Below are 19220 nucleotides of genomic sequence, written 5' to 3'. Positions count from 1 at the left end.
CTCAGACTGCACTACTGATGTCATTAAATTTTTACGAAGATTTTGCGCTGATACATCCACCATACCGGCACGTAACACAAGGCCAGAAAGGCAAGTATCCATAGCCCGGCGCTGAAAAACCGGCTTAAGCCAAGTTGCTCTGCCAACTGTAAATAACTGCCATGTACCGACACACCTGCTACCGGCAGTTCCAGCAGTTTTTCCAGCGCCACATGCAGCACATAAGCCACAATGGCATTGGCGCCAAACACCAGCGGAATATGGCTGAACTTGCGGTATTGCTGTACATCGGTGTACCAAATCAGTAATGCCAGTACCATGCTGGCCATACCGCTGGTTACCAGAACAAAAGAGCTGCTCCAGATTTGCTTAATCAGCGGAAACCACAAGCTCCACAGGCAACCGAGCAAAAAGCTGCTAAAACCCAGCACAAACAGCAGCATTACCAGTGTTGGTAACTGTTGTTTATGCAACAGCACCAGCCGGCCCATAATGACGCCAAATAAACCGCTGGCAATGGCCGGATAAGTGCTGAGTATGCCTTCCGGATCCCAGCTACCGCGCCACAACATACCGGGCAGAAACTGGCTGTCGAACCAGTTAATCAGGTTGGCGTCACGCTCCAGTTGCCCGGCAGGCAGACCAGGAGCCGGTACCAGTAAAATCAGTAACCAGTAACTCAGCAGAATAAACACTGTGATTTGCACCAGACGCTTAGTGCTGCAGTGCATCGACAGCAGCGAGCACACCAGATATACCAGCGCAATACGTTGCAGTACGCCAAGAATGCGCAGCTCGGCAAATTTCAGGTAAATCAGGTTAACGAAGATGCCAAGGCCAAACAGGATCAGGGTGCGGCGCAAAATTTTTACCCGCGCAGCGCTTAGCTGCTGGGCGGTGCGCGCTACCGGTTGTAAACCGATAGCTACCGCCACACCAACAATCACCAGAAAGAACGGAAAAATAAAATCGGCAAAGGTAACGCCATCCCAGTAAGCATGGGAAAACTCGCCATAGGTGTTAGGGCTGTTAACCATAATCATAAACAGAATGGTTAAACCGCGGAATAAATCTAATGCCAGCAAACGTTGTGATTGCATAGTGCCTTCCTGCTTAAAGGTTTGACGGCGGTGCTTTGCTGGCTTTCACCAGTTGCTGCAGCGCTTTTACTGCAGACACCACATCATCCGGTACTGCTGATGCAGGCGGTAACGGCTGATCCAGCCAGGCGTTTTCCCAGGCAATTAATTGCTGCTCCAGTGCGGCAGTATCCAGTGGCTTACCGCTTGCTGCGGCCTGGCGCTGGGCATCGAAAAACACCTGCCAGCGCGGCAGATAAAAGTGCGCGTACATACCCTGCCAGGCTTTGGAGGCATAGTCTTTTAAGCTGCTGCCGCCCCAGCTGGTTACCTGCTTGCGGGCATTGCGCTCATAAAACGCCGCCAGTTCCGGCGTGTCGCCATAAGCGCGGGCATCATTAACCCAGCTGTAAAGCGTTTCCTGCTGGCCACCAATCAATGCATCCACCCCCAGTATCAGTTGCCCGGCCTGGCGGCGGAAATTATCGCCCTGCTCTACTTTGCCCTGCTGATACGCCAGCATGGTATGTTGCAGCAACATATCAATATGTTGGGTAGTCGAATGGCGGGAAAAGTCGACCAAATCATAGCGGAATAACGTCGTACTTTGCTCTTTCGCCGGCAGCGCGACCAGCTGCTGCAATGCCTGATCCAGCATGGTTAAATCGCCCGGCGCACCGGTGTAACGCAGGTATTCGATAGATGGCCGTTTAAATAACAGATAAGCACCGGCCGAGCCTTCCCACCAGCGTGGCTCCCAATATTTAGTGCTGAATACCGCTTTGTACAGCTTATTCCAGGCCGACAGTAGCGCCGGGCTGGTGCTGCCATAACGGGCATTCAGGTATTGCTGCAGCCATTCGCCGGTGGCGGTGGCCTGCCCCTGCCAGGCCACGTCGAACATATACTCGTATGCCGACGATGTGCCATGTATCCCCTCAGGGAAAACACCGTAACCGGTCAGGTTGCCTTTATCTTCATGCTGCAACACACCAGCCACTTTTTCACGGTAGTAGTCAAAATCTGCATATACCGGGTTGCTGCCGCCATAGTTATGGATAAAACCAAATACCCACTGCTTGTTGTAAAAGCCTTTAGCTTTTTGCCAGACATCGAAACGGTCATTACCGATATCGTGGATCATCATTTTGTCATCAGGTATCTTGCTTAAAAATGCTTCGATGGAGGCCAGATCCCAAAAATGCTGATCGGAGCCAAACATCCAGCCCTGCATAACCCAGGTGGCGTTGGGTACAACCTGCGCCAGCGACTGATACAGTGCCTCGCCATAACCGGCCAGATCCTGATAGCGGTTATCGCTTGATACCGGCGGCAGCATTTCGTTAAAGGCATCCATCAGGTAGTACTGCTGCTCACCATATTCGGCGTTATAAAGCTCAATAAAGCGTTTGGCCACTTTGGCAAACAGCGGATCAGCAGGGTCCAGCCAGTAGGTGGGTTTAGGAAAGCCACTCCAGGCTTTCATTTCAATAATTCTGGCGTCGGGGAACATTTTAACAAATTGCTCCGGCACATAACCGGAAAACGCCGGTACTACCGGTTTCATGTTGTAGCTGGCCATCTTTTGCAGGATCTGTTTTTGTAACTGATGTTTTTTATCGATATAAGCCTGTGGCAACGGGCCTTCATGGCCTTCAATATTGCCCATCCGCTGCCAGGGGGTAAACGCCGGGCCAGAGAAATAAGCGGCCAGATCCTCATCTGACACACCAAATTCACGCCACAGCTGCTGCCAGATATATTCCTGGCCTTCCATCGCTACCGGATTATTTACCCCGTGCAATGCCATCCAGTCCAGTTCCTGCTCCCAGCGATCCCAGCTCCACCACGGCGTGGTATAACCATAAGCACAAACATTTAAGTAAGCGCGCTGCTGAAATAATGCTGTAACCCGCTCGGCCGGGTAATCGGCAAACTGCTGTGGCAACTGCACCCGGTTGCCCTCCCAGCTTACTGACATAGCGCCAATCTGGCGCAGATATTCATAAGTACCATAACTTAGTGCCGTTAACGCATTAGCACTGACATAAAGCTGGCCGCCCTGCGCCTCAACCTGATACCAATCTGGCTGCTCATCGTTAACCAGCGAAAAATGCACATGCGGCACAGCCTGGCCTGCCACCCGTTCAAACAGTTGCCGCACCGGTTCAGCGCCTGCGCTGTTTGGTTGTTCTGCCACTACGGTTTGCGGTGGTTCAACTGCCGGGCTGCAACCGGTTAACAGCGCACCTGCTAACAAGCAGGATGCCAGTGCCTTGCGGCGAAACTGAGACAAATTTAGCGGGGATAAATGCATGGGATGTCCTTTTATTATCATCGTTATAATGCACAACACAGCGCCTGCCCCAGGCGGCAGGCTACTGTTTTTACGAAGTATTACAGGTTAAAGCTTACACCCAGATAGTAGCTGCGGCCGATCACACTGGTGGTTTGCCAGGCACGGGTTTGCTCATCACGGTAGGCTTCTTCATCTTTGCCGGTTACGTTAAGTGCGCCAAAACGCATCGACCACTGATCGCTGATGGTCCAGCCTAACAGCAAATCTACCTGATTACGGCCGTTTACCACCCGGCCTTCACGGGCAAAAAATGCATCGCTGCTGTCCTGCACATAAGGGCTACGATGGTTCAGTGCTACGCGGGCACTGAATTCCTCGTTTTCCCAGTAGGCGGTAATATTCCAGGTTTGCTCAGATGAATTGCTCAGGGTAAAACCTTCGCTTTCGTCTACCAGAATGCGGGTATAGTTAGAACTTAAACCAAAACCGGCCACCGGTAACAGGTTATCCAGCCCCTGGTTCCAGCCAATTTCGTAGCCTTTTACCGTCAGCGTTGAGCTGTCGTTGTAAATGGCGGTGATGTCATAAATATTGCCGCTAGCGTCAACACATTCTGAACCGGCCATATTCAGGGCAGTGCCGTTGTATTGCGCCGGACACACCAGCTCACTGACGGTGCCGTTTTTAATATCTTTCTGAAACAGGTTTACCGTTAACGAATCACCCTCGCTGTAATACCACTCCCAGCCTAAATCCAGCTGATTCGCCGTCAGAGCTTTTAGCTCTGGCTGGCCCAGGTTTACCGTGTAAGTGCGGCTGCCAACCGAGTTTGCCCCGGAGGTTTCCGACGGAGCTAATTGGGTGCTGGAGGTTAAAATGGGCCTTACCAATACCTTGGCAGCAGCCAGACGCACCTGCATATCATCGTTCAGTGCCAGCACAAAGTTAGCACTTGGCAGGAAGTTGTTGTAATCATAGCTTTGGGTAATTTCACCTATCGCCAGTTTAATTTCTTCGTTATCCGGGTGAGTGTCACCGGTCAGATAAGTGTTTACATCACGCTTGGTTTGCTCGTAACGGCCACCAAAATTGCCGCGCAGTGCCAAACCAAATACTTCGGTTTCAAAATTAGCCATCAGATAGGCCGAGGTAATTTGCCGCTCCATTGAATAGCTGGACTGAGCAGCAAACAAAGTCGGTACTGTTACGCCTTCTGCCACCAGTGCATCACGGTAGGCCTGAATATTGGGTGCTATCCAGCTATGCGGGATACTCATCTGGTTATCAAGAAAATCCGTTACCAGATAACCATACTCAGCCATTGACGGTAAATCTGCCGGATCGGCATCGCCAATAGCAGCACGGTCGGTACGGTATACTTCACGCTCCAGTGTTTCTTTACGGTATTTCACGCCGGTAGAAATACTGGTAAAACCGTACCAATCCAGCAGACGGGTGGCATCAAACTGCAGTGCGGTTTCGTCTGACTCCATCTGACGGCTGGCACCATTGGGGTATTCATTACGCGGCATTACCGCAGGATACAGCGCCGGATCGGCTAAGTTTTCAGCAACATTAAACACCACGTTCGACGGGTTCGAGATATCCAGCGTAGCCTGGGAAATTACCGTGGCTAATATCGCCGCTTCTTCATCATGTACCGCTTTACCCGCGGTGTAATGCAGCACGCTGCTAAAAGCCCAGTCGTTCCAGTCGTAATCCAGCTCCAGGGTGTAGGCCTCTGATTTTGCGTCTTTCTCTTCCAGCTGGCGGTTATTTTCAGTGGTAAAGTTATTAATTTGGATCTGGTTATACACGCCATTTTCAGCAGCACCTAAGCGGGTGATCTGATCTTCATTAAACAAAAACACCTGCTGATTTAGATCCTGTTTGGTGTCATCGCCGGCATATACGGCAGTAAATTTAGCTTCAAATTCGTTGCTGGGCCGCCACTGCAGGGTACCATTAAACAAGGTGCGGTCGGTTTCACGGTCAATACGGCGATACCGTGGCCGGCGCGGTGTAACATCGTCCTGTGCATCAACAAACCAGCGGTCCATCCAGAGGTTATCTACCCGGTCGTCTAACTGCTGATAGCCCATGTTCAGCAACACACCCACGGTATTGTCGGCAAACTGGTCAATATAGGTAAAATTGGCTTTTGGTGTAACATCACCGCTGGGTGAAAATTCTGAATACTGGCCATTGGCCGACAGCAGAATTTTTTGCTCTCTGAATGACAAAGGCGAAGCGGTATCAATATTAATGGTGCCGGATAAACCGCCAGTGTCCATATCGGCTGTGGGTGATTTAATCACCTCAATCAACGACGCCAGTTCAGTCTGGATAATGTCAAACCGAAAACCACTGGTAAAATCGGCGCTGGCCATCGTCTGGCCGTTCAGCGTAGTGCGCGCATATTGCGAGCCAAGGCCGCGCACACTGATTGTTGAGCCACGGCCGTTAACGTTAGAAATTTGCACGCCGGGAATGCGCTGAATAGCTTCAGCAATGTTTTCGCTTGGAAATTTACCGATATCTTCCGTGGTGATGGCGTCGGTTACCTTAGTGTCCTGGCGTTTAATATCTGCCGCAGCCACTAAACTACCGCGGAAGGTTACGGAAATAACCTCATAATTATCATCTTCAGATGCTGTTTGCTGTTGTTGCTCCTGGGCCAGCGCCGGAAATAATAACGACGCCAGGATCGATGCAAGAACTGTTTTCTTACCTAACTTGTGCTGATTCAACCTGTTCATACCTGCGCTCTCTTGTTGCCAATTATGGTTTATTGAACGTCTTTTCCTGTGTACCCGAGCTTGCTGGGCGGTGATTTATTAATCACTCTAGGTTCAAATTAGCATCACACTGTCAACGTTGTCAATTAAAAATATGACAACGTTGACATAAATTTTAAGCTATTGTTTAGTATTGAAATATTGATTTTTACAAAGTGGAAACAGAATCGCGCAATACCAATTGCAGCTCAAAGCCACAATGTGCAGTTTGCGTTTCATTCTCCAGCATCAGGCTAATTAGCAAAGCGGCTGCTTTGGCGGCAATTTCAGCGTTGGGTTGATGCACCGTGGTTAGCCTCGGCCAGGTTTGGCGCGAGAACGGGCTGTTTTCAAAGCCCACTATCGACAAGTCTTGTGGTACCGCAAGTTGGTGCATACGGGCGGTAAATAAAGCACCGGCGGCAATTTCATCATTACAACCAAACAGTGCTGTGGGTTTGTCGCCGCGCTGTAATAGCTGCTCGGTCATGGCGACACCGGAGTCAAAGGTAAAATCACCGGTGATTACCAGTTGTTCTGACACCGTTAATCCGGCTTCGCGCAGCGCTGCGCAATAGCCACGATAGCGGCCCAGTGACGACTGGTGATCTTTGTGATAGCCCAAAAAAGCAATACGCCGATGGCCCTGCGCTAGCAAGTGCCGGGTAATGTTAAAACCGGCTTGTTCATCATCGACATAAATGGTCGGGCACAAATCATCCGGCGGTGCCGAACCTGACACTATCCGCACCACCTTGGCCTGCTGGGCCAGCAATTGCTGCACCAGTTCACGGTTTTCTGACAACGGTGGTGTCAAAATCACCCCACCGACCTGATTGCTACCAATAATGGTGGTCAGCTCCTGCAACACCTGGCCAGAGTGAGAATCTGTCGGGTGGATCACCAGCTCAAAGCCCTTCTGGCGGCACTGCGATAAAATGCCGTTTTGCATTTCTATTACGTAGTGGCTGTTGGGGTTATCGTAAACAAACGCCAGCGAAAACGGCGCTGTGCGCATTAGCCGTGCCGTGCGGTTGGGCTGATAATTCAGTTGGGCAATAACGGCCTGCACTCTGGTTTTAATGTCATCGCTGACCCAGGCTTCGTTATTTACCACCCGCGACACCGTTTTAAACGACACCCCGGCCAGCCGGGCCACATCTTTGATGGTAGGTTTTTTGCTCGACATAGCGTCCATTAAGATTAACTAAGCATGCAGCGTGATTAACCGACTTTATACCGGCGCCCGCTGGCTGTCCAAATATCTTTCTGCTTACAACAGCTTAAGTTACACAAAAAATAAAGCCTGCACCAGCGCCAACAGCATTCTCTGTGGCGCTGGTGCAGGCTTTTACCAACAATATGGGCTGTTTACCAGTTAAACCCTCTCACCAGTTAAACCCCATTACCAGTTAAACATAGTACCGTCTTCTAACCGGTTTACCGGCAGATAGGCACGTTTATACGGGTATTTTGCCGCTTTGGCTTCGTCGATATCGACACCATGGCCCGGGGTATCGCCCACCTTCAGATAGCCATTATCAAAATGGTAATCGTGCGGGAACACTTCGTCAGTTTCATCGGTATGGCGCATATATTCCTGAATACCAAAATTTGGCACCCAGGTATCAAAATGCAGCGCCGCGCCCATGGTTACCGGGCTTAAATCGGTAGCACCGTGGAAGCCGGTACGCACATGGTATAACTCGGCCAGGTGGGCAATGCGGCGTAAATGGGTAATACCGCCGGCATGCACTATGGTGGTACGGATGTAATCAATCAGTTGCTCACTGATCAGTTGCTGGCAATCATGGATAGAGGCAAACACCTCACCCACCGCTATTGGCGTAGTGGTATGGTGGCGGAATAAACGGAAACCTTCCTGCAGCTCTGCCGGTACCGCATCTTCCAGCCAGAACAGTTTGTACGGCTCCAGCGATTTACCCAGCTGCGCTGCTTCAATCGGTGTTAAACGGTGGTGGGTATCGTGCAGCAGATGATGCTCATAACCATAGGTATCGCGCAGTGTTTCAAACAGCTTGGGTACGCTGTTCAGGTATTTGCTGGTAGACCACAGGTTTTCTGACGGCAAATCGTTATCTGCCGGCTCGTAGTACATTTTGTCTTTTGATACACCATAGGTGCTGGCCAGGCCCGGTATGCCGGTTTGGGCGCGGATAGCTTTATAACCCAGCTCAATGTACTTACCCACTTCTGCTACCGTTTCGGCAATATCCCGGCCGTTGGCATGGCCATACACCATAACACCATCACGGCTGCGACCACCAAGCAACTGATACAACGGCATACCGGCCGCTTTGGCTTTAATATCCCACAGCGCCACATCAATAGCAGCTATGGCGGTCATGCCCACCGGGCCACGGCGCCAGTAAGCACCACGGTAGAAAAACTGCCAGATATCTTCTATCTGGCTGGCGTCGCGGCCAATCAGACACGGTACCAGGTGATCCTGCAAATAACTGGCAACCGCCAGCTCGCGGCCATTAAGCGTTGCATCACCGATACCATACAAGCCCTGATCGGTGGTGATCTTCAGCGTAACAAAATTTCTGCCCGGACAGGTTACAATAACTTTGGCATCAATGATTTTCATAGTGTTCCTCAACTAAAAACTTGAATATTGCTGACCAACCGACTAAATTGGTCTGGCCAATTTATAGACACTAACATTTGGACAGGCCAATTTACAATAAAAAATAATTGGTCTGGCCAATTTTTTTGAAAGCCAATTTTGTTGAAAGCCTACTTTTTTAAACGAGTATCATGACAAAAACTGTACAGACATTACCCAACACCAGCCCACTGCGCCCAGCACCCGCAGGCGCAGGCGCAAGGCTTTACCTGCAAATTGCCGAAAAGCTGGCCGGGCGGATCAGCGCCGGCGAACTTCCTCCCGGCAGCCGCTTACCAGCCGAGCGGGATCTGGCGCAAAGTTATGACGTAAGCCGGCAAACCGTGCGCGAAGCGCTGATAGCGCTGGAGGTATCCGGCCTGGTAGAAATTCGGCCGGGCTCCGGTATTTATGTGCAAAAAGCGGCAGAAAACCGCCACGGCCTGAAAAGCTCAATAGTGGCTGACGACGCCCCCGGCCCGCTGGAAATTATGGAAGCGCGCTTACTGCTGGAAGGCGATGCCGCGGCGCTGGCAGCTGAGCGCATCAGCAATGAAGAGCTGCAAAAACTCAAGGCCTACCTGCAACAAATGACGCTGCTGGTACAGGCACAAAAAAGCACTGAAGCCGAAGCTTATGACGGCAAATTTCATCAGCTTATCGCCATTGCCACCCGTAATAGCGCCTTGCAATCGATGATTGAATGGCTGTGGCAACTGCGTGAAAGCTCAGAACTAAGCCGGTTATTTGCGCGAAAAATTCAGCAACAGGTAGCCGGGCCCAATATTCTGGCGCATGAAGAAATTTATCAGTGCATCAGCCGGCGCGACGCAGACGGCGCCAAAGCGGCTATGCAAGCGCATATCAGCGAAGTAACTCAGGCTTATTTATTGCTGATTTCAGACTAAAGCCAGCAACCCTATTAAAACCTGACGCGTTAAAGAATGCTAATAGCAGATCGCTTTTTATTTTTTCTATTCACCCGGATACTGTTAGCGTGTAATGACCCGAAACCAAACCCTAAACCACTTTTGAGCGTATTAAGCGGGTTGATTCCACCCAAGAGGACTTTTATGCGATCTCATATCATCATTAAAGCAGCAGGCGTTGGCGCATTTATCGTTGCTTTGCTGATCTCATTAACTGGCTGCGCGCAAAAACCGCTACCTGATCCTGTTGTCTGGCAACAGCAACTTAATTTGCCCTCGGTAAAATACTCGGCAGAAGTTGCTGAGCGCTTATGGCTGAATATTGAAGAAATCAGTTTTGACTGGCTGGACCAAAGCCGGGATCGGGTTGTGCCGGCGTTGCTGTTTAAACCCGCGCGGCAGCAACACGCTAAGGCATTAATTGTGTTTTCTCATGGCTTAGGTGGATCGAAAGAGCGTTATGCTTACCTCGGCCAATATTGGGCCAGCCAGGGCTATGCCAGCTTGCATTTACAGCATGACGGCAGTGATCGCAAAGTCTGGCGCGGCAGCAGGCTCACGCTAGCTTTTCGCTTGATGGACGCGGCCGATACAACCGAAGCCTTAGCCAGAGTTCAGGATGTGAAGTTTGCTTTGGACCAGATATTAGCGTCAACCCATGCAGCTGATTTTGATAACCAAAATATTGTGATGGCCGGCCACTCGTATGGTGCCAATACCTCAATGTTATTGAGCGGTGCCCAAGTTGAGCAAAACGGCAGCCTGGTCAGTTTGAAAGATGATCGCATCAAAGCGGCCATTTTAATTTCAGCCCCGCCTTTTTATAACGAACAGCCGCTGGATAAAGTACTGGCTGACGTGAGCATCCCCACTTTGCATATCACTACAACCGAAGATGAAATTCGGGTACCGGGTTTTTATTCATCGCCACAAGACAGGTTTGACTTGTATAACGCCATGGCCAGTAGCTACAAAGTGCTGGCGGTGTTTAGCTCAGGTAGCCACAATATTTTTTCAGGCTGGCGTGGCGGTAAAGATACGCAGCCACAGCAGCAGGTGATCAAAGCCGCCACCCAGGCATTATCCAGTGCTTTTATTGAACAGATAACCACGGATGACAGCCAGGCAATAAGCTTATGGGCTCAGCAACACCAGGCGGTGTTATCTCAGTTTATCCGCTCAGACTTAGTGGCAATGGCAAATTAAGCCTTTAGCTATGTGATAGTTGTGGTTTAACAGCTTACGAATAAAGTAGCGCCTCTTTGCCATTTCTATTGCCCTGCTGTTTATGCAGTTGCCTCAGGCCTTTGAGGTTGATTAACAGCATCGGCAGTACAATCAATACAAAGGCGATGTTGGATAACGGCACGGCCAGCCAAACACCATCAATGCCAAGGAATTTTGGCAAAATAAACAAAAATGGCAGCTGAATGAGTATATTGCCCAGAGATACAAACAGCGCCTGGCCACTCTTACCAACGGCAACAAAGTAAATAGCGGCCATAAACAGGAAGCCATCTAAAAACAGTGCCATCAAATGCAGCCGGATACCGTTTTTACTTGCCTCAAGCAATGCCTCGTTGCCAGTGGTAAAGATACCGATAAACAGCTGCGGAAAAAGATTAAGCAGTATTACCATAGCTATACCCGAACCAACGGTGACAGAAAACGCCAGTTTTACCGTTTGCGTAATGCGTTGGTATTGTTTGGCGCCTAAGTAGTAGCTTACCGGCGGCTGCAAGCCGCTTACCAAGCCCTCGGCAAAGAAGTAATAACAGCTGGCTAAATAACCGACAATTGCAAAAGCGGCTAATTGCGTGGTATCGCCATAGGCCATAAATTGCATATTATGAAACGCCATAACAAAGCTGAAATAGATAAACATTACCAGGTTAGATGAGCCTAACTGCACAATACGGCTGGCAATGGCTTTATCACATTGCTTTATCGTCAGAGCGGTTTTGGCTTTAGACGACATAAAGTAACGCAGACACAACACGCAGGTAGCCAGTTGCGCAATTAAAGTGGCGATAGCTGCGCCTTGTAATCCCATATCCAGATGAGCCAGAAACACATAGTCCAGCGCAATATTCGTTAAGGCACCGACAATAATAAACACCGTTGCCAGGTTCGGGCTGTCGTCATTGCGCACCAGCATCGGCATGGCACTGGCCCCAATGGAAATAAGCGCACCAAACGACATGATCTGCACATAGCTCCAGCTCATTTGCATTGTTATGCCGGTTGCGCCTTGCAGCGTTAGCAGGCTTTTACCAAAGGTAATAAACACCAGGGTGGCGAATAAACCAATTAACACTACCAACACCAGCGCGGTAACCAGTGTTGCCTGAGTGCCTGCCAGGTTGTTTTCACCACGGTATTTAGACAACAAGCTGCCACCACCCATACCCACCAGCAAACCAAAGCCCATAATTAAACCCAGCAGTGGTATTGCCATATTGATACCCGCCAGCCCGTTGGCCCCAACAAAGTGGCCGACAAAAAAGCCATCAATAATCTGATACAAACCGCTGACTAACATGGCAACGATAGACGGAATCGCAAAACGCCAAAATGCGCCGGCGACAGATTGCTGCGGCTGAACGGGTGTTACGACTTGCATGACCTGATACCCATAGTGTGAAAACACCGGCATTATATATAAAAATAAGATGCATTAAAGTTAGTTATCATCCGCATAGCGGATAGGTATAAAGCAAGCAACGGCTGTTAACAGCCCCGCCGCAGGAGATAAAAATGAACTGGACCTTAGATCAATTACTGGCCTTTGTTACCGCTGCCGAGCTGGGTTCTTTTTCCGCAGCGGCCAGGCAGCTGCACAAAGCACAATCGCGCATCAGCAGCGCCATTGCTAATTTAGAGCTCGATTTAGGCTTTGAGCTATTTGACCGCAGCTCGAAATTCCCGGCCCTAACCGCGCTGGGTAAAGAAATGCTACCCGAAGCACGCGCCGTGCTTAACCAATGCCTGCGCCTGGACTCAAGAGCGCTGGCGGCGGCCAATAAAGAGCCCATTTCGCTGCGTATTGCGATAGATGAAGCCTTACCACTGGAAACCATTCACTCTATTTTTTCTCAGGTCGGCGATTTATTTCCGAGCACCCATTTAGTTATTACCAATGGCTCACAAGACGACATTGCCACGGCCATTGCAAAGCAAAAAGCCGACATTGGTTTTATGCTCAGCAACAGCGCCCTGCCGGCAGAGTTAACCTTACAGTCTTTAGGGCATTTTAAAAAAATACTGATTGTCGGTAACAAGCACCCGCTGGCCGATGCCGGCATATTAAGTCTGGCGCAACTGCAGCAGCACCGGCAGTTTGTATTATGTAACCGTTCCGGCGAGAACCGCGAAAATGCCTTAAGCCCAAACCATTGGGATTTAGACAGTTACTATTTAATTTGTGAGCTGGTAACGCAAAATCAGGGCTGGGCAATAGTGCCGGAGCATATCGCCGGGGCGCAGTGGTTTGTTGAGCAAATAACAGCGGTAAAAACCGACTTTTTAAGCGATATATTAATTGAAATAGGCATAGTAAAACGCCTCGACAGCCCAAATAGTGAAATCACGGAGTGGATAACAGAAAAAATGCGCCACTTAATAAATAATCATTCTGTTTAGCAGAGCATCAGCTAACGCATAAAATCACTTCTCGCCAACATTCAGTTTGGCATCGCTTTTAAGTAAGCAGTTCTTTTTCACTCAGCGGCACTGCTCATCTTCTTCACAATTTTTTCTCGTATCACACCACAACACTGTAAATTATAGGTTTAAAATTGTTTATTTTATGTTTTAATTTGAGCTTATTGGAGGCCAAATATGCAAAATAAACCAGAGATCCATTACCTGTCAGTGTCTGAGCTGGCTCAGGACATTGAAAACGTCACAGGCCAAAAAGAATACGCTCAGTCGGTTTCTATGAGATACGCCATCTCTTATCGGGATGAAATAATTGATACCGTTCGATATCGCCGAGGCATTATTGATGAGCGCGCTATTCGCCTAAATCGACACATCAGGTGGGAACATACCCGGTGTCATAGCCAAAGGCTCACAGCCAATATGCTAGCCGCAGGCCGCAACAAACCTGCTGATACCTCAGCACACCATATCGTTGCCTGGAATCATCCACGCGCCATTAGATCGCGTATCCGTCTGGCAGCTTTTGGTATCGACATTGATAACGAAGCCAATGGTGTTTTCTTGCCTAAAGGCCTAAAGTGCTGCCCTCATCCTACATTACCTGCGGCATCGCCCCACACTAAAGTGCATACTCATTTCTACTTTCTAAATGTTGAGTTTTTGCTTGAGTCCACTATCGCAGAAGGCATGGGGCGCAATGACATTATTGAAACCTTACGTGAAATTGGCGAAGATCTGCAGGATGGCGTATTTCCAATTACAGAGGGGTTAGAAAGTGCCTGATAAAGAGCTGTGCTGTTTTGCCATAATTCCTGATGTTGAAAACTATGCCATGTTGCAAGAAACCCCGCTGGAATTGGTGCTTGGTCAACTTGAGCCAATGGATTTACACGGCAAGCCAATAGCAGATAAGTGGCAAAGTATAAAAGTATCCTGGCTTACCGTACCGGGTGAGCGCCCTTTGTTAACACCGGATATAGCGGCATTTAATGCCACGGCGTTTGCAGCTAAAACTACAGTTTGTGAACAATTGGGCCTACATCAACAAGAAAGCTGTGAGTTATTACCAATTTCCGTTGATGGCGAAGCCTGGTCCATTATTCATGTGCTAACTGAGCTTGATGCGGTAGATGAACAACAATCAGAGCGTAAAATCCGTCGCGGGGGTCAGTTTGGCAGAGGTTTTAGCAAGCTGGTGTTAAAGCTAAATGCAGTTTCAGACACGCCTTTATTTCGGGTTAAAGGTGCGGGTTTAAGAATTTTCACTTCATCTGCTGCAGATAGCTTTTATCAAGCTGTTCAGACAGCAGATCTTAAAGGGCTGATTTTTAAACCTGTAGCAACGGCCTAAAATTCATTGCCGTCACCAGGCCGTTGTTTTCCATGCGAAGTGAATGAATTCACTCTCATACTCGGTCAAAAAGGGGTCGAAAACAATTAAAGGTCTGTCTGGCTAATCCAATATATTTCAGTAGCTTGCAAAAAATCAGCGATTATTAACTCCGACCCCTTTTTCTCATTTATTCGTTTGTTGCAGGCTATAGCCCGGCAAGCATGATGACAGATAAAGCAGTTTATCTTGCTGATCGGCAACAGACTTGCCGCTAACGCGGCCAGAACAGCGGTTTTACCTACGGCCTCCGGGAAAGCTCATATGTGTTAAACATTTTCATGGCTCAAACCTTGGATCTGATTTACAACCTCTTTCGGGGTTGTGAAAGGAATTGTTTCCAAGCCTAGAACTCTACTTAAAGTAGATACACCTGATAAGGCACCATTGTCGTCAAAGTATGAGTCAATTAGGTGGGTAACTTGGTGATTTTTTAAATCATAGGAATGAATCATAGGTTTGTTACATATCTCACATTCAGGATTACCTTCCGACGTTTCCAATTTGGGGTGAGAAGAATCCATACAGTGAAACTGTGATTCAAATTTTTTTGTGATTGACGCTTTGTCTGAACTAACCACAACACAAGCACTGATGCGATATGCGCTATTTTTGACAAATTTCGCAAGCGATTCTGACTGCGTTTTATTGTTTGGGTAGTTAACCAATATTTTATTATCAGAATCATTAAAGAACCTTTGTGATAGCAGCTCGCTTACCAAGTCTGGCTTGAGAATTTGCCCGCTATCAAACACCGTTTTTATTTCCTCTCCGAGCAAAGAGTTGCTTTTCACTTCTGCTCTTAATAAATCGCCAATATATACAACTTTAGCATCCAGAAGAGATGCTATCTCTGACACCCCTTTTGACCACAGGGGGGGAAATGGAGAGCTAAAGATTATCTTCATGTGACTTTACCTTTGAAGCCCGCTACACAGGTGAGCAACTTGTTGCAGACCGCTAGCTTGGCCGGAAGAGCGGTTTTATCTATTAACACTGGGAAAGCTTATATGTGTTAGCTTTGGTTGTGCTGGACAATGAATTTTGCGCGCTCATAAAGTTCATCAAATGTAATAATTTCAGGATTAGTGGTATTTTTACGAAGCAGCTCAAATGACCGCAATTTGTCTTTGTTTACACCTTGCTCTGATACAAACTCCCCCATATTGCCTATTACCAAATAGGATTTAGGTTGGTAATTATAAATTTCTTCGCCTGTTGGATTGCCTTCACTATCACTTGGGTTAATTCTGCTAGATAGATTTTCTACTGCGGAGGCGACAGTACCTTGGACTTGCGCGATAGCACCAGCTAATTCTTTTGAAGGCGCCCAGCAGCCGGATCGATAAGGCTTAGCATCTAGTAAAGCAGTCGTGTGAGTCTTAACTTCAACAAAGCATAGATTGGATATAATACCTTTTGTTTTCATAAGAGCATCAACACGCTTACCATGCGAAACTGCGCTATGCCCTTGGACCACTTGTTCTAACTTTCTATCATCAAGACTGGACAAGAATATGTAACCTAGTCCATAACCAAACACCCAAGGGTTCTTTTCAAAGTACTTTTGCCACAAAGCTTCATTAGAACATTTATTTTTAATTTTTAATTTGTCGAAGTAGCTCTCGTCATGCAAAAGTCTGTGATAGTAACCTAGCTGCTTCTTTCGAAATCCTACCGCAACAAGGTCTTCCGTGGTGACTTCGGATTTTAATGCTTCAGCAAACAACGCCTGATTTTCAGTAAGAAATGTTTTAGCCTGATGAGTGGTTAAAGCTATTTTTCGAAGCTCTTCATCAGTTATATTTACTTTAGCTCTGTTCTTGAAATCTACAGATTGGATATTTGCCAGAAATTCACAGAACCGACCTATTTCTTCACCTACAAATGAAAACCCAGCCCCGTAAGGCTGTCCTGATTCTGATACAAATTTTTGTATAGTTAATACGAAGGTTTGCCTAGAATCTTCTAAGAATTTTGCTGTTATATAAGTTTTTGCGTCTGGCTTTTTTCTTAAAACTATCTCGTCGCGTTCCTTTACGTATTCATAGCCATCTTCAGAGGGTAGAATTTTAGATGCAATACGAACCTGTCTTTCCTTGTTACCAAAATCTGGGAGTGATGGACTTATATAGGTTTTCCCCGGCAGGGGATTCTTGTAATCATCATCCATAATTTTAATTTCTACTCCTAGAAGCTAAAGCTTATTCGACGGGCGCCCCGCATTTAAACACGGGCTACCCGACGTTGGTAATTTTATATACTCAAACATTACACCGCCTATTCCCAACTTACAATAACTTACAGGTACAGCCTATTTCAGCAAAACTTCAATCAGCTTTTTAGGCCTGCCTGCTGCAACATTCACGCATAAAAAAACCGCCAGCAGGCGGTTTTTTTATCACGGGAGCTTAATCAGCCTTTACGCCAGCTGGTTACGCCGTTTTTATCTTCTACGATAATACCTTTGGCCGTTAACGCATCGCGGGCGGCGTCTGCTGCTGCCCAGTCTTTGTTAGCGCGGGCGGTGTTGCGCTTAGCGATCAGCGCTTCTATTTCGGCTACATCATCAATTGACGCGCCTGATTGTAAGAACTGCTCAGCATCGCCCTGTAACAAGCCCAGCACACCGGCTAACAGGTTTAATATGCCAGCCAGCTCGGCAGCCTTGGCCGGTTCGGTTTCTTTAAAGCGGTTTACTTCACGCGCCAGTTCAAACAACACCGGTAAGGCTTCGGGAGTGTTGAAATCATCATCCATTGCCGCTTTAAAGCGCACAATGTACGGGCTGTTTAAATCAATACTGTGGCTTGGCGTAACATTACGCAGCGCGGTGTATAAGCGGCCTAAGGCAGCATGCGCCTGGGTTAAGTTCTCTGCCGAGTAGTTCAGCTGGCTGCGGTATTGGCTGGATAATAAAAAGTAGCGTACCGCTTCGGCGTTATATTCCGCCAGTACGTCTTTTACCGTAAAGAAATTGCCTAAGGATTTAGACATTTTCTCTTTATCTACCTGCACCATACCGGTGTGGATCCAGGTATTAACGTACTTGTGGCCATGGGCACAGGTCGACTGGGCAATTTCGTTTTCGTGGTGCGGGAACTGCAAGTCTGAACCGCCGCCGTGGATATCAAAATGCTCGCCTAAATGCTTGGCACTCATGGCAGAACATTCAATATGCCAGCCCGGCCGGCCATTGCCCCACGGCGATTGCCAGAACGGCTCGCTCGGCTTGGCGCCTTTCCACAATACGAAATCCAGCGGATCGTCTTTATTGTCGGCCACTTCTACCCGCGAGCCGGATTGCAGCATCTCCAGGTTTTGCTGGCTAAGCTCGCCATAGGCTTCGTATTTGCTAACGTCAAACAACACATCGCCATCGGCCGCGACATAGGCATAGCCTTTGGCCACCAGGGTTTCAATCAGGGCGATAATTTCGGCCATATGGGTAGTAACACGCGGTTCTATGTCGGCCGGCATTAAACCCAGCGCAGCAAAATCGGCGTGCATGGCTTGGGTAAAGCGTTCGGTTAAGGCGTCGCAGCTTTCGTTGTTCTCGGCGGCGCGTTTAATAATTTTGTCGTCTACGTCGGTAATATTACGCACATAGGTTACGTCGTAACCCAAAAAGCGCAGGTAGCGGTTTATGACATCAAAGGCAACATAGGTACGGGCGTGGCCGACATGACAGTAGTCATAAATAGTAATACCGCAGACATAGAGCCCTGCTTTACCGGGTTCAATTGGTGTGAAAAGTTCTTTTTTTCTGCTTAAGGTATTATAAATTTGTAACATGTCTTCCTCGAAGTCCTTTGACTAAAAAACGCTAAACCAGTGCAGCTGCTGCACCAGCGCGCTAGTGTATCACCAGCACCTTAACCCGGCTATCCTTGCTTTATGATTTGGCCTGACTACGTTAGAATAGCGCCACTTTGAAATAAGGACTCTGATTATGATTAGCTTACACACCAATTACGGCGTAATTAAATTAAACCTGTTTGCCGACAAAGCCCCTGCCACGGTAGAAAACTTTATCAGCTACGTAAAAGACGGCTTTTATGACAACACCATTTTTCACCGTGTGATTAACGGTTTTATGATCCAGGGCGGCGGTTTTACTGCCGATATGGAGCAAAAAGACACCAAGGGCCAGATTAAAAACGAAGCCAACAACAAAGTGCCAAATAAAAAAGGCACTATTGCTATGGCGCGTACCAACGATCCGCATTCTGCCACCTGTCAGTTTTTCATCAACATCGCCGATAACGACTTCTTAAACTTCAGCTCTGAAACAGGCTCCGGCTGGGGTTACTGCGTATTTGGCGAAGTAGTTGAAGGTATGGACGTGGTTGACGAGATTAAAAAAGTGGCCACCGGCCGCAATGCTGGCCACAGCGATGTGCCGGTAAAACCGGTAGTGATTGAAAAAGCCGAACTGCACGCTTAAGCCC

General features: G+C 48.2%; 15 protein-coding genes. 6 read left to right on the top strand and 9 right to left on the bottom strand.

What is annotated here, in order from left to right:
* Positions 1 to 23: 23 nt before the first annotated feature.
* The 5 genes from AR688_RS04960 to manD form a co-directional block, all read right to left on the bottom strand.
* Positions 24 to 1100: an acyltransferase family protein gene (locus AR688_RS04960; RefSeq protein ID WP_068229915.1), complete on the bottom strand. Its 1077-nt coding sequence runs from the start codon at positions 1098 to 1100 to the stop codon at positions 24 to 26.
* Positions 1101 to 1113: 13 nt separating this feature from the next.
* Positions 1114 to 3396 (bottom strand): alpha-N-acetylglucosaminidase, encoded by a 2283-nt coding sequence (locus AR688_RS04955; protein ID WP_082694676.1) that lies wholly within the window; start codon positions 3394 to 3396, stop codon positions 1114 to 1116.
* 80 nt (positions 3397 to 3476) lie between these two features.
* Entirely contained in the window at positions 3477 to 6137 is a 2661-nt protein-coding gene (locus AR688_RS04950) for a TonB-dependent receptor (RefSeq protein ID WP_082694675.1), read from the bottom strand.
* A 187-nt stretch (positions 6138 to 6324) separates the two neighbouring features.
* Complete coding sequence (locus AR688_RS04945) at positions 6325 to 7344, bottom strand: LacI family DNA-binding transcriptional regulator (RefSeq protein ID WP_068231220.1); 1020 nt, start codon at positions 7342 to 7344, stop codon at positions 6325 to 6327.
* Positions 7345 to 7560: 216 nt separating this feature from the next.
* Complete coding sequence (gene manD / locus AR688_RS04940; protein WP_068229910.1) at positions 7561 to 8769, bottom strand: D-mannonate dehydratase ManD; 1209 nt, start codon at positions 8767 to 8769, stop codon at positions 7561 to 7563.
* 170 nt (positions 8770 to 8939) lie between these two features.
* Between manD and AR688_RS04935 the strand changes: the two genes are divergently transcribed.
* The gene (locus tag AR688_RS04935) at positions 8940 to 9695 is read left to right on the top strand and encodes a FadR/GntR family transcriptional regulator (RefSeq protein WP_068229906.1); all 756 of its coding nucleotides are present in this window, start codon (positions 8940 to 8942) and stop codon (positions 9693 to 9695) included.
* Between the two features lie 165 nt (positions 9696 to 9860).
* Positions 9861 to 10922 carry an alpha/beta hydrolase family protein gene (locus tag AR688_RS04930; protein WP_068229904.1) on the top strand — a complete coding sequence of 354 codons (1062 nt, stop codon included), beginning with the start codon at positions 9861 to 9863 and terminating at the stop codon, positions 10920 to 10922.
* 34 nt (positions 10923 to 10956) lie between these two features.
* Here AR688_RS04930 and AR688_RS04925 read toward each other — a convergent pair whose 3' ends face one another.
* Positions 10957 to 12339, bottom strand: coding sequence for an MATE family efflux transporter (locus AR688_RS04925; RefSeq protein WP_068229901.1), 1383 nt, complete (start codon positions 12337 to 12339; stop codon positions 10957 to 10959).
* 134 nt (positions 12340 to 12473) lie between these two features.
* Between AR688_RS04925 and AR688_RS04920 the strand changes: the two genes are divergently transcribed.
* The 3 genes from AR688_RS04920 (at position 12474) to AR688_RS04910 (ending at position 14730) form a co-directional block, all read left to right on the top strand.
* Complete coding sequence (locus tag AR688_RS04920; RefSeq protein ID WP_068229898.1) at positions 12474 to 13358, top strand: LysR family transcriptional regulator; 885 nt, start codon at positions 12474 to 12476, stop codon at positions 13356 to 13358.
* A gap of 198 nt (positions 13359 to 13556) precedes the next feature.
* The gene (locus AR688_RS04915) at positions 13557 to 14162 is read left to right on the top strand and encodes an AHH domain-containing protein (RefSeq protein ID WP_068229896.1); all 606 of its coding nucleotides are present in this window, start codon (positions 13557 to 13559) and stop codon (positions 14160 to 14162) included.
* Positions 14155 to 14730, top strand: coding sequence for an imm11 family protein (locus AR688_RS04910; RefSeq protein WP_068229893.1), 576 nt, complete (start codon positions 14155 to 14157; stop codon positions 14728 to 14730). Before AR688_RS04915 ends, AR688_RS04910 begins: the two co-directional genes overlap by 8 nt.
* A gap of 308 nt (positions 14731 to 15038) precedes the next feature.
* Here AR688_RS04910 and AR688_RS04905 read toward each other — a convergent pair whose 3' ends face one another.
* The 3 genes from AR688_RS04905 to cysS all read right to left on the bottom strand — a co-directional run bounded on the left by AR688_RS04905 (position 15039) and on the right by cysS (position 18564).
* Positions 15039 to 15677 (bottom strand): nucleoside monophosphate kinase, encoded by a 639-nt coding sequence (locus AR688_RS04905; RefSeq protein ID WP_068229892.1) that lies wholly within the window; start codon positions 15675 to 15677, stop codon positions 15039 to 15041.
* A 107-nt stretch (positions 15678 to 15784) separates the two neighbouring features.
* Positions 15785 to 16942: a Shedu immune nuclease family protein gene (locus AR688_RS04900; RefSeq protein ID WP_068229891.1), complete on the bottom strand. Its 1158-nt coding sequence runs from the start codon at positions 16940 to 16942 to the stop codon at positions 15785 to 15787.
* 242 nt (positions 16943 to 17184) lie between these two features.
* Positions 17185 to 18564: a cysteine--tRNA ligase gene (gene cysS, locus AR688_RS04895; protein WP_068229888.1), complete on the bottom strand. Its 1380-nt coding sequence runs from the start codon at positions 18562 to 18564 to the stop codon at positions 17185 to 17187.
* A gap of 157 nt (positions 18565 to 18721) precedes the next feature.
* Here cysS and AR688_RS04890 point away from each other — a divergent pair, with 157 nt between their 5' ends.
* Positions 18722 to 19216 carry a peptidylprolyl isomerase gene (locus AR688_RS04890; RefSeq protein WP_068229883.1) on the top strand — a complete coding sequence of 165 codons (495 nt, stop codon included), beginning with the start codon at positions 18722 to 18724 and terminating at the stop codon, positions 19214 to 19216.
* The last annotated feature ends 4 nt before the right edge of the window (positions 19217 to 19220 follow it).

The organism is Rheinheimera sp. EpRS3 (assembly GCF_001513785.1).
Taxonomy (GTDB): domain Bacteria; phylum Pseudomonadota; class Gammaproteobacteria; order Enterobacterales; family Alteromonadaceae; genus Alishewanella.
Note: the sequence above shows the minus strand (reverse complement) of the source record. Positions and strands in the feature narration are given on the sequence as shown.

Coding starts and splice junctions, on each gene's coding strand:
- AR688_RS04935 (WP_068229906.1), top strand. CDS start 8,940: ATGACAAAAACTGTACAGACATTACCCAACACCAGCCCACTGCGCCCA.
- AR688_RS04945 (WP_068231220.1), bottom strand. CDS start 7,344: ATGTCGAGCAAAAAACCTACCATCAAAGATGTGGCCCGGCTGGCCGGG.
- AR688_RS04950 (WP_082694675.1), bottom strand. CDS start 6,137: ATGAACAGGTTGAATCAGCACAAGTTAGGTAAGAAAACAGTTCTTGCA.
- AR688_RS04955 (WP_082694676.1), bottom strand. CDS start 3,396: ATGCATTTATCCCCGCTAAATTTGTCTCAGTTTCGCCGCAAGGCACTG.
- AR688_RS04930 (WP_068229904.1), top strand. CDS start 9,861: ATGCGATCTCATATCATCATTAAAGCAGCAGGCGTTGGCGCATTTATC.
- AR688_RS04925 (WP_068229901.1), bottom strand. CDS start 12,339: ATGCAAGTCGTAACACCCGTTCAGCCGCAGCAATCTGTCGCCGGCGCA.
- AR688_RS04905 (WP_068229892.1), bottom strand. CDS start 15,677: ATGAAGATAATCTTTAGCTCTCCATTTCCCCCCCTGTGGTCAAAAGGG.
- AR688_RS04920 (WP_068229898.1), top strand. CDS start 12,474: ATGAACTGGACCTTAGATCAATTACTGGCCTTTGTTACCGCTGCCGAG.
- AR688_RS04915 (WP_068229896.1), top strand. CDS start 13,557: ATGCAAAATAAACCAGAGATCCATTACCTGTCAGTGTCTGAGCTGGCT.
- AR688_RS04900 (WP_068229891.1), bottom strand. CDS start 16,942: ATGGATGATGATTACAAGAATCCCCTGCCGGGGAAAACCTATATAAGT.
- cysS (WP_068229888.1), bottom strand. CDS start 18,564: ATGTTACAAATTTATAATACCTTAAGCAGAAAAAAAGAACTTTTCACA.
- manD (WP_068229910.1), bottom strand. CDS start 8,769: ATGAAAATCATTGATGCCAAAGTTATTGTAACCTGTCCGGGCAGAAAT.
- AR688_RS04960 (WP_068229915.1), bottom strand. CDS start 1,100: ATGCAATCACAACGTTTGCTGGCATTAGATTTATTCCGCGGTTTAACC.
- AR688_RS04890 (WP_068229883.1), top strand. CDS start 18,722: ATGATTAGCTTACACACCAATTACGGCGTAATTAAATTAAACCTGTTT.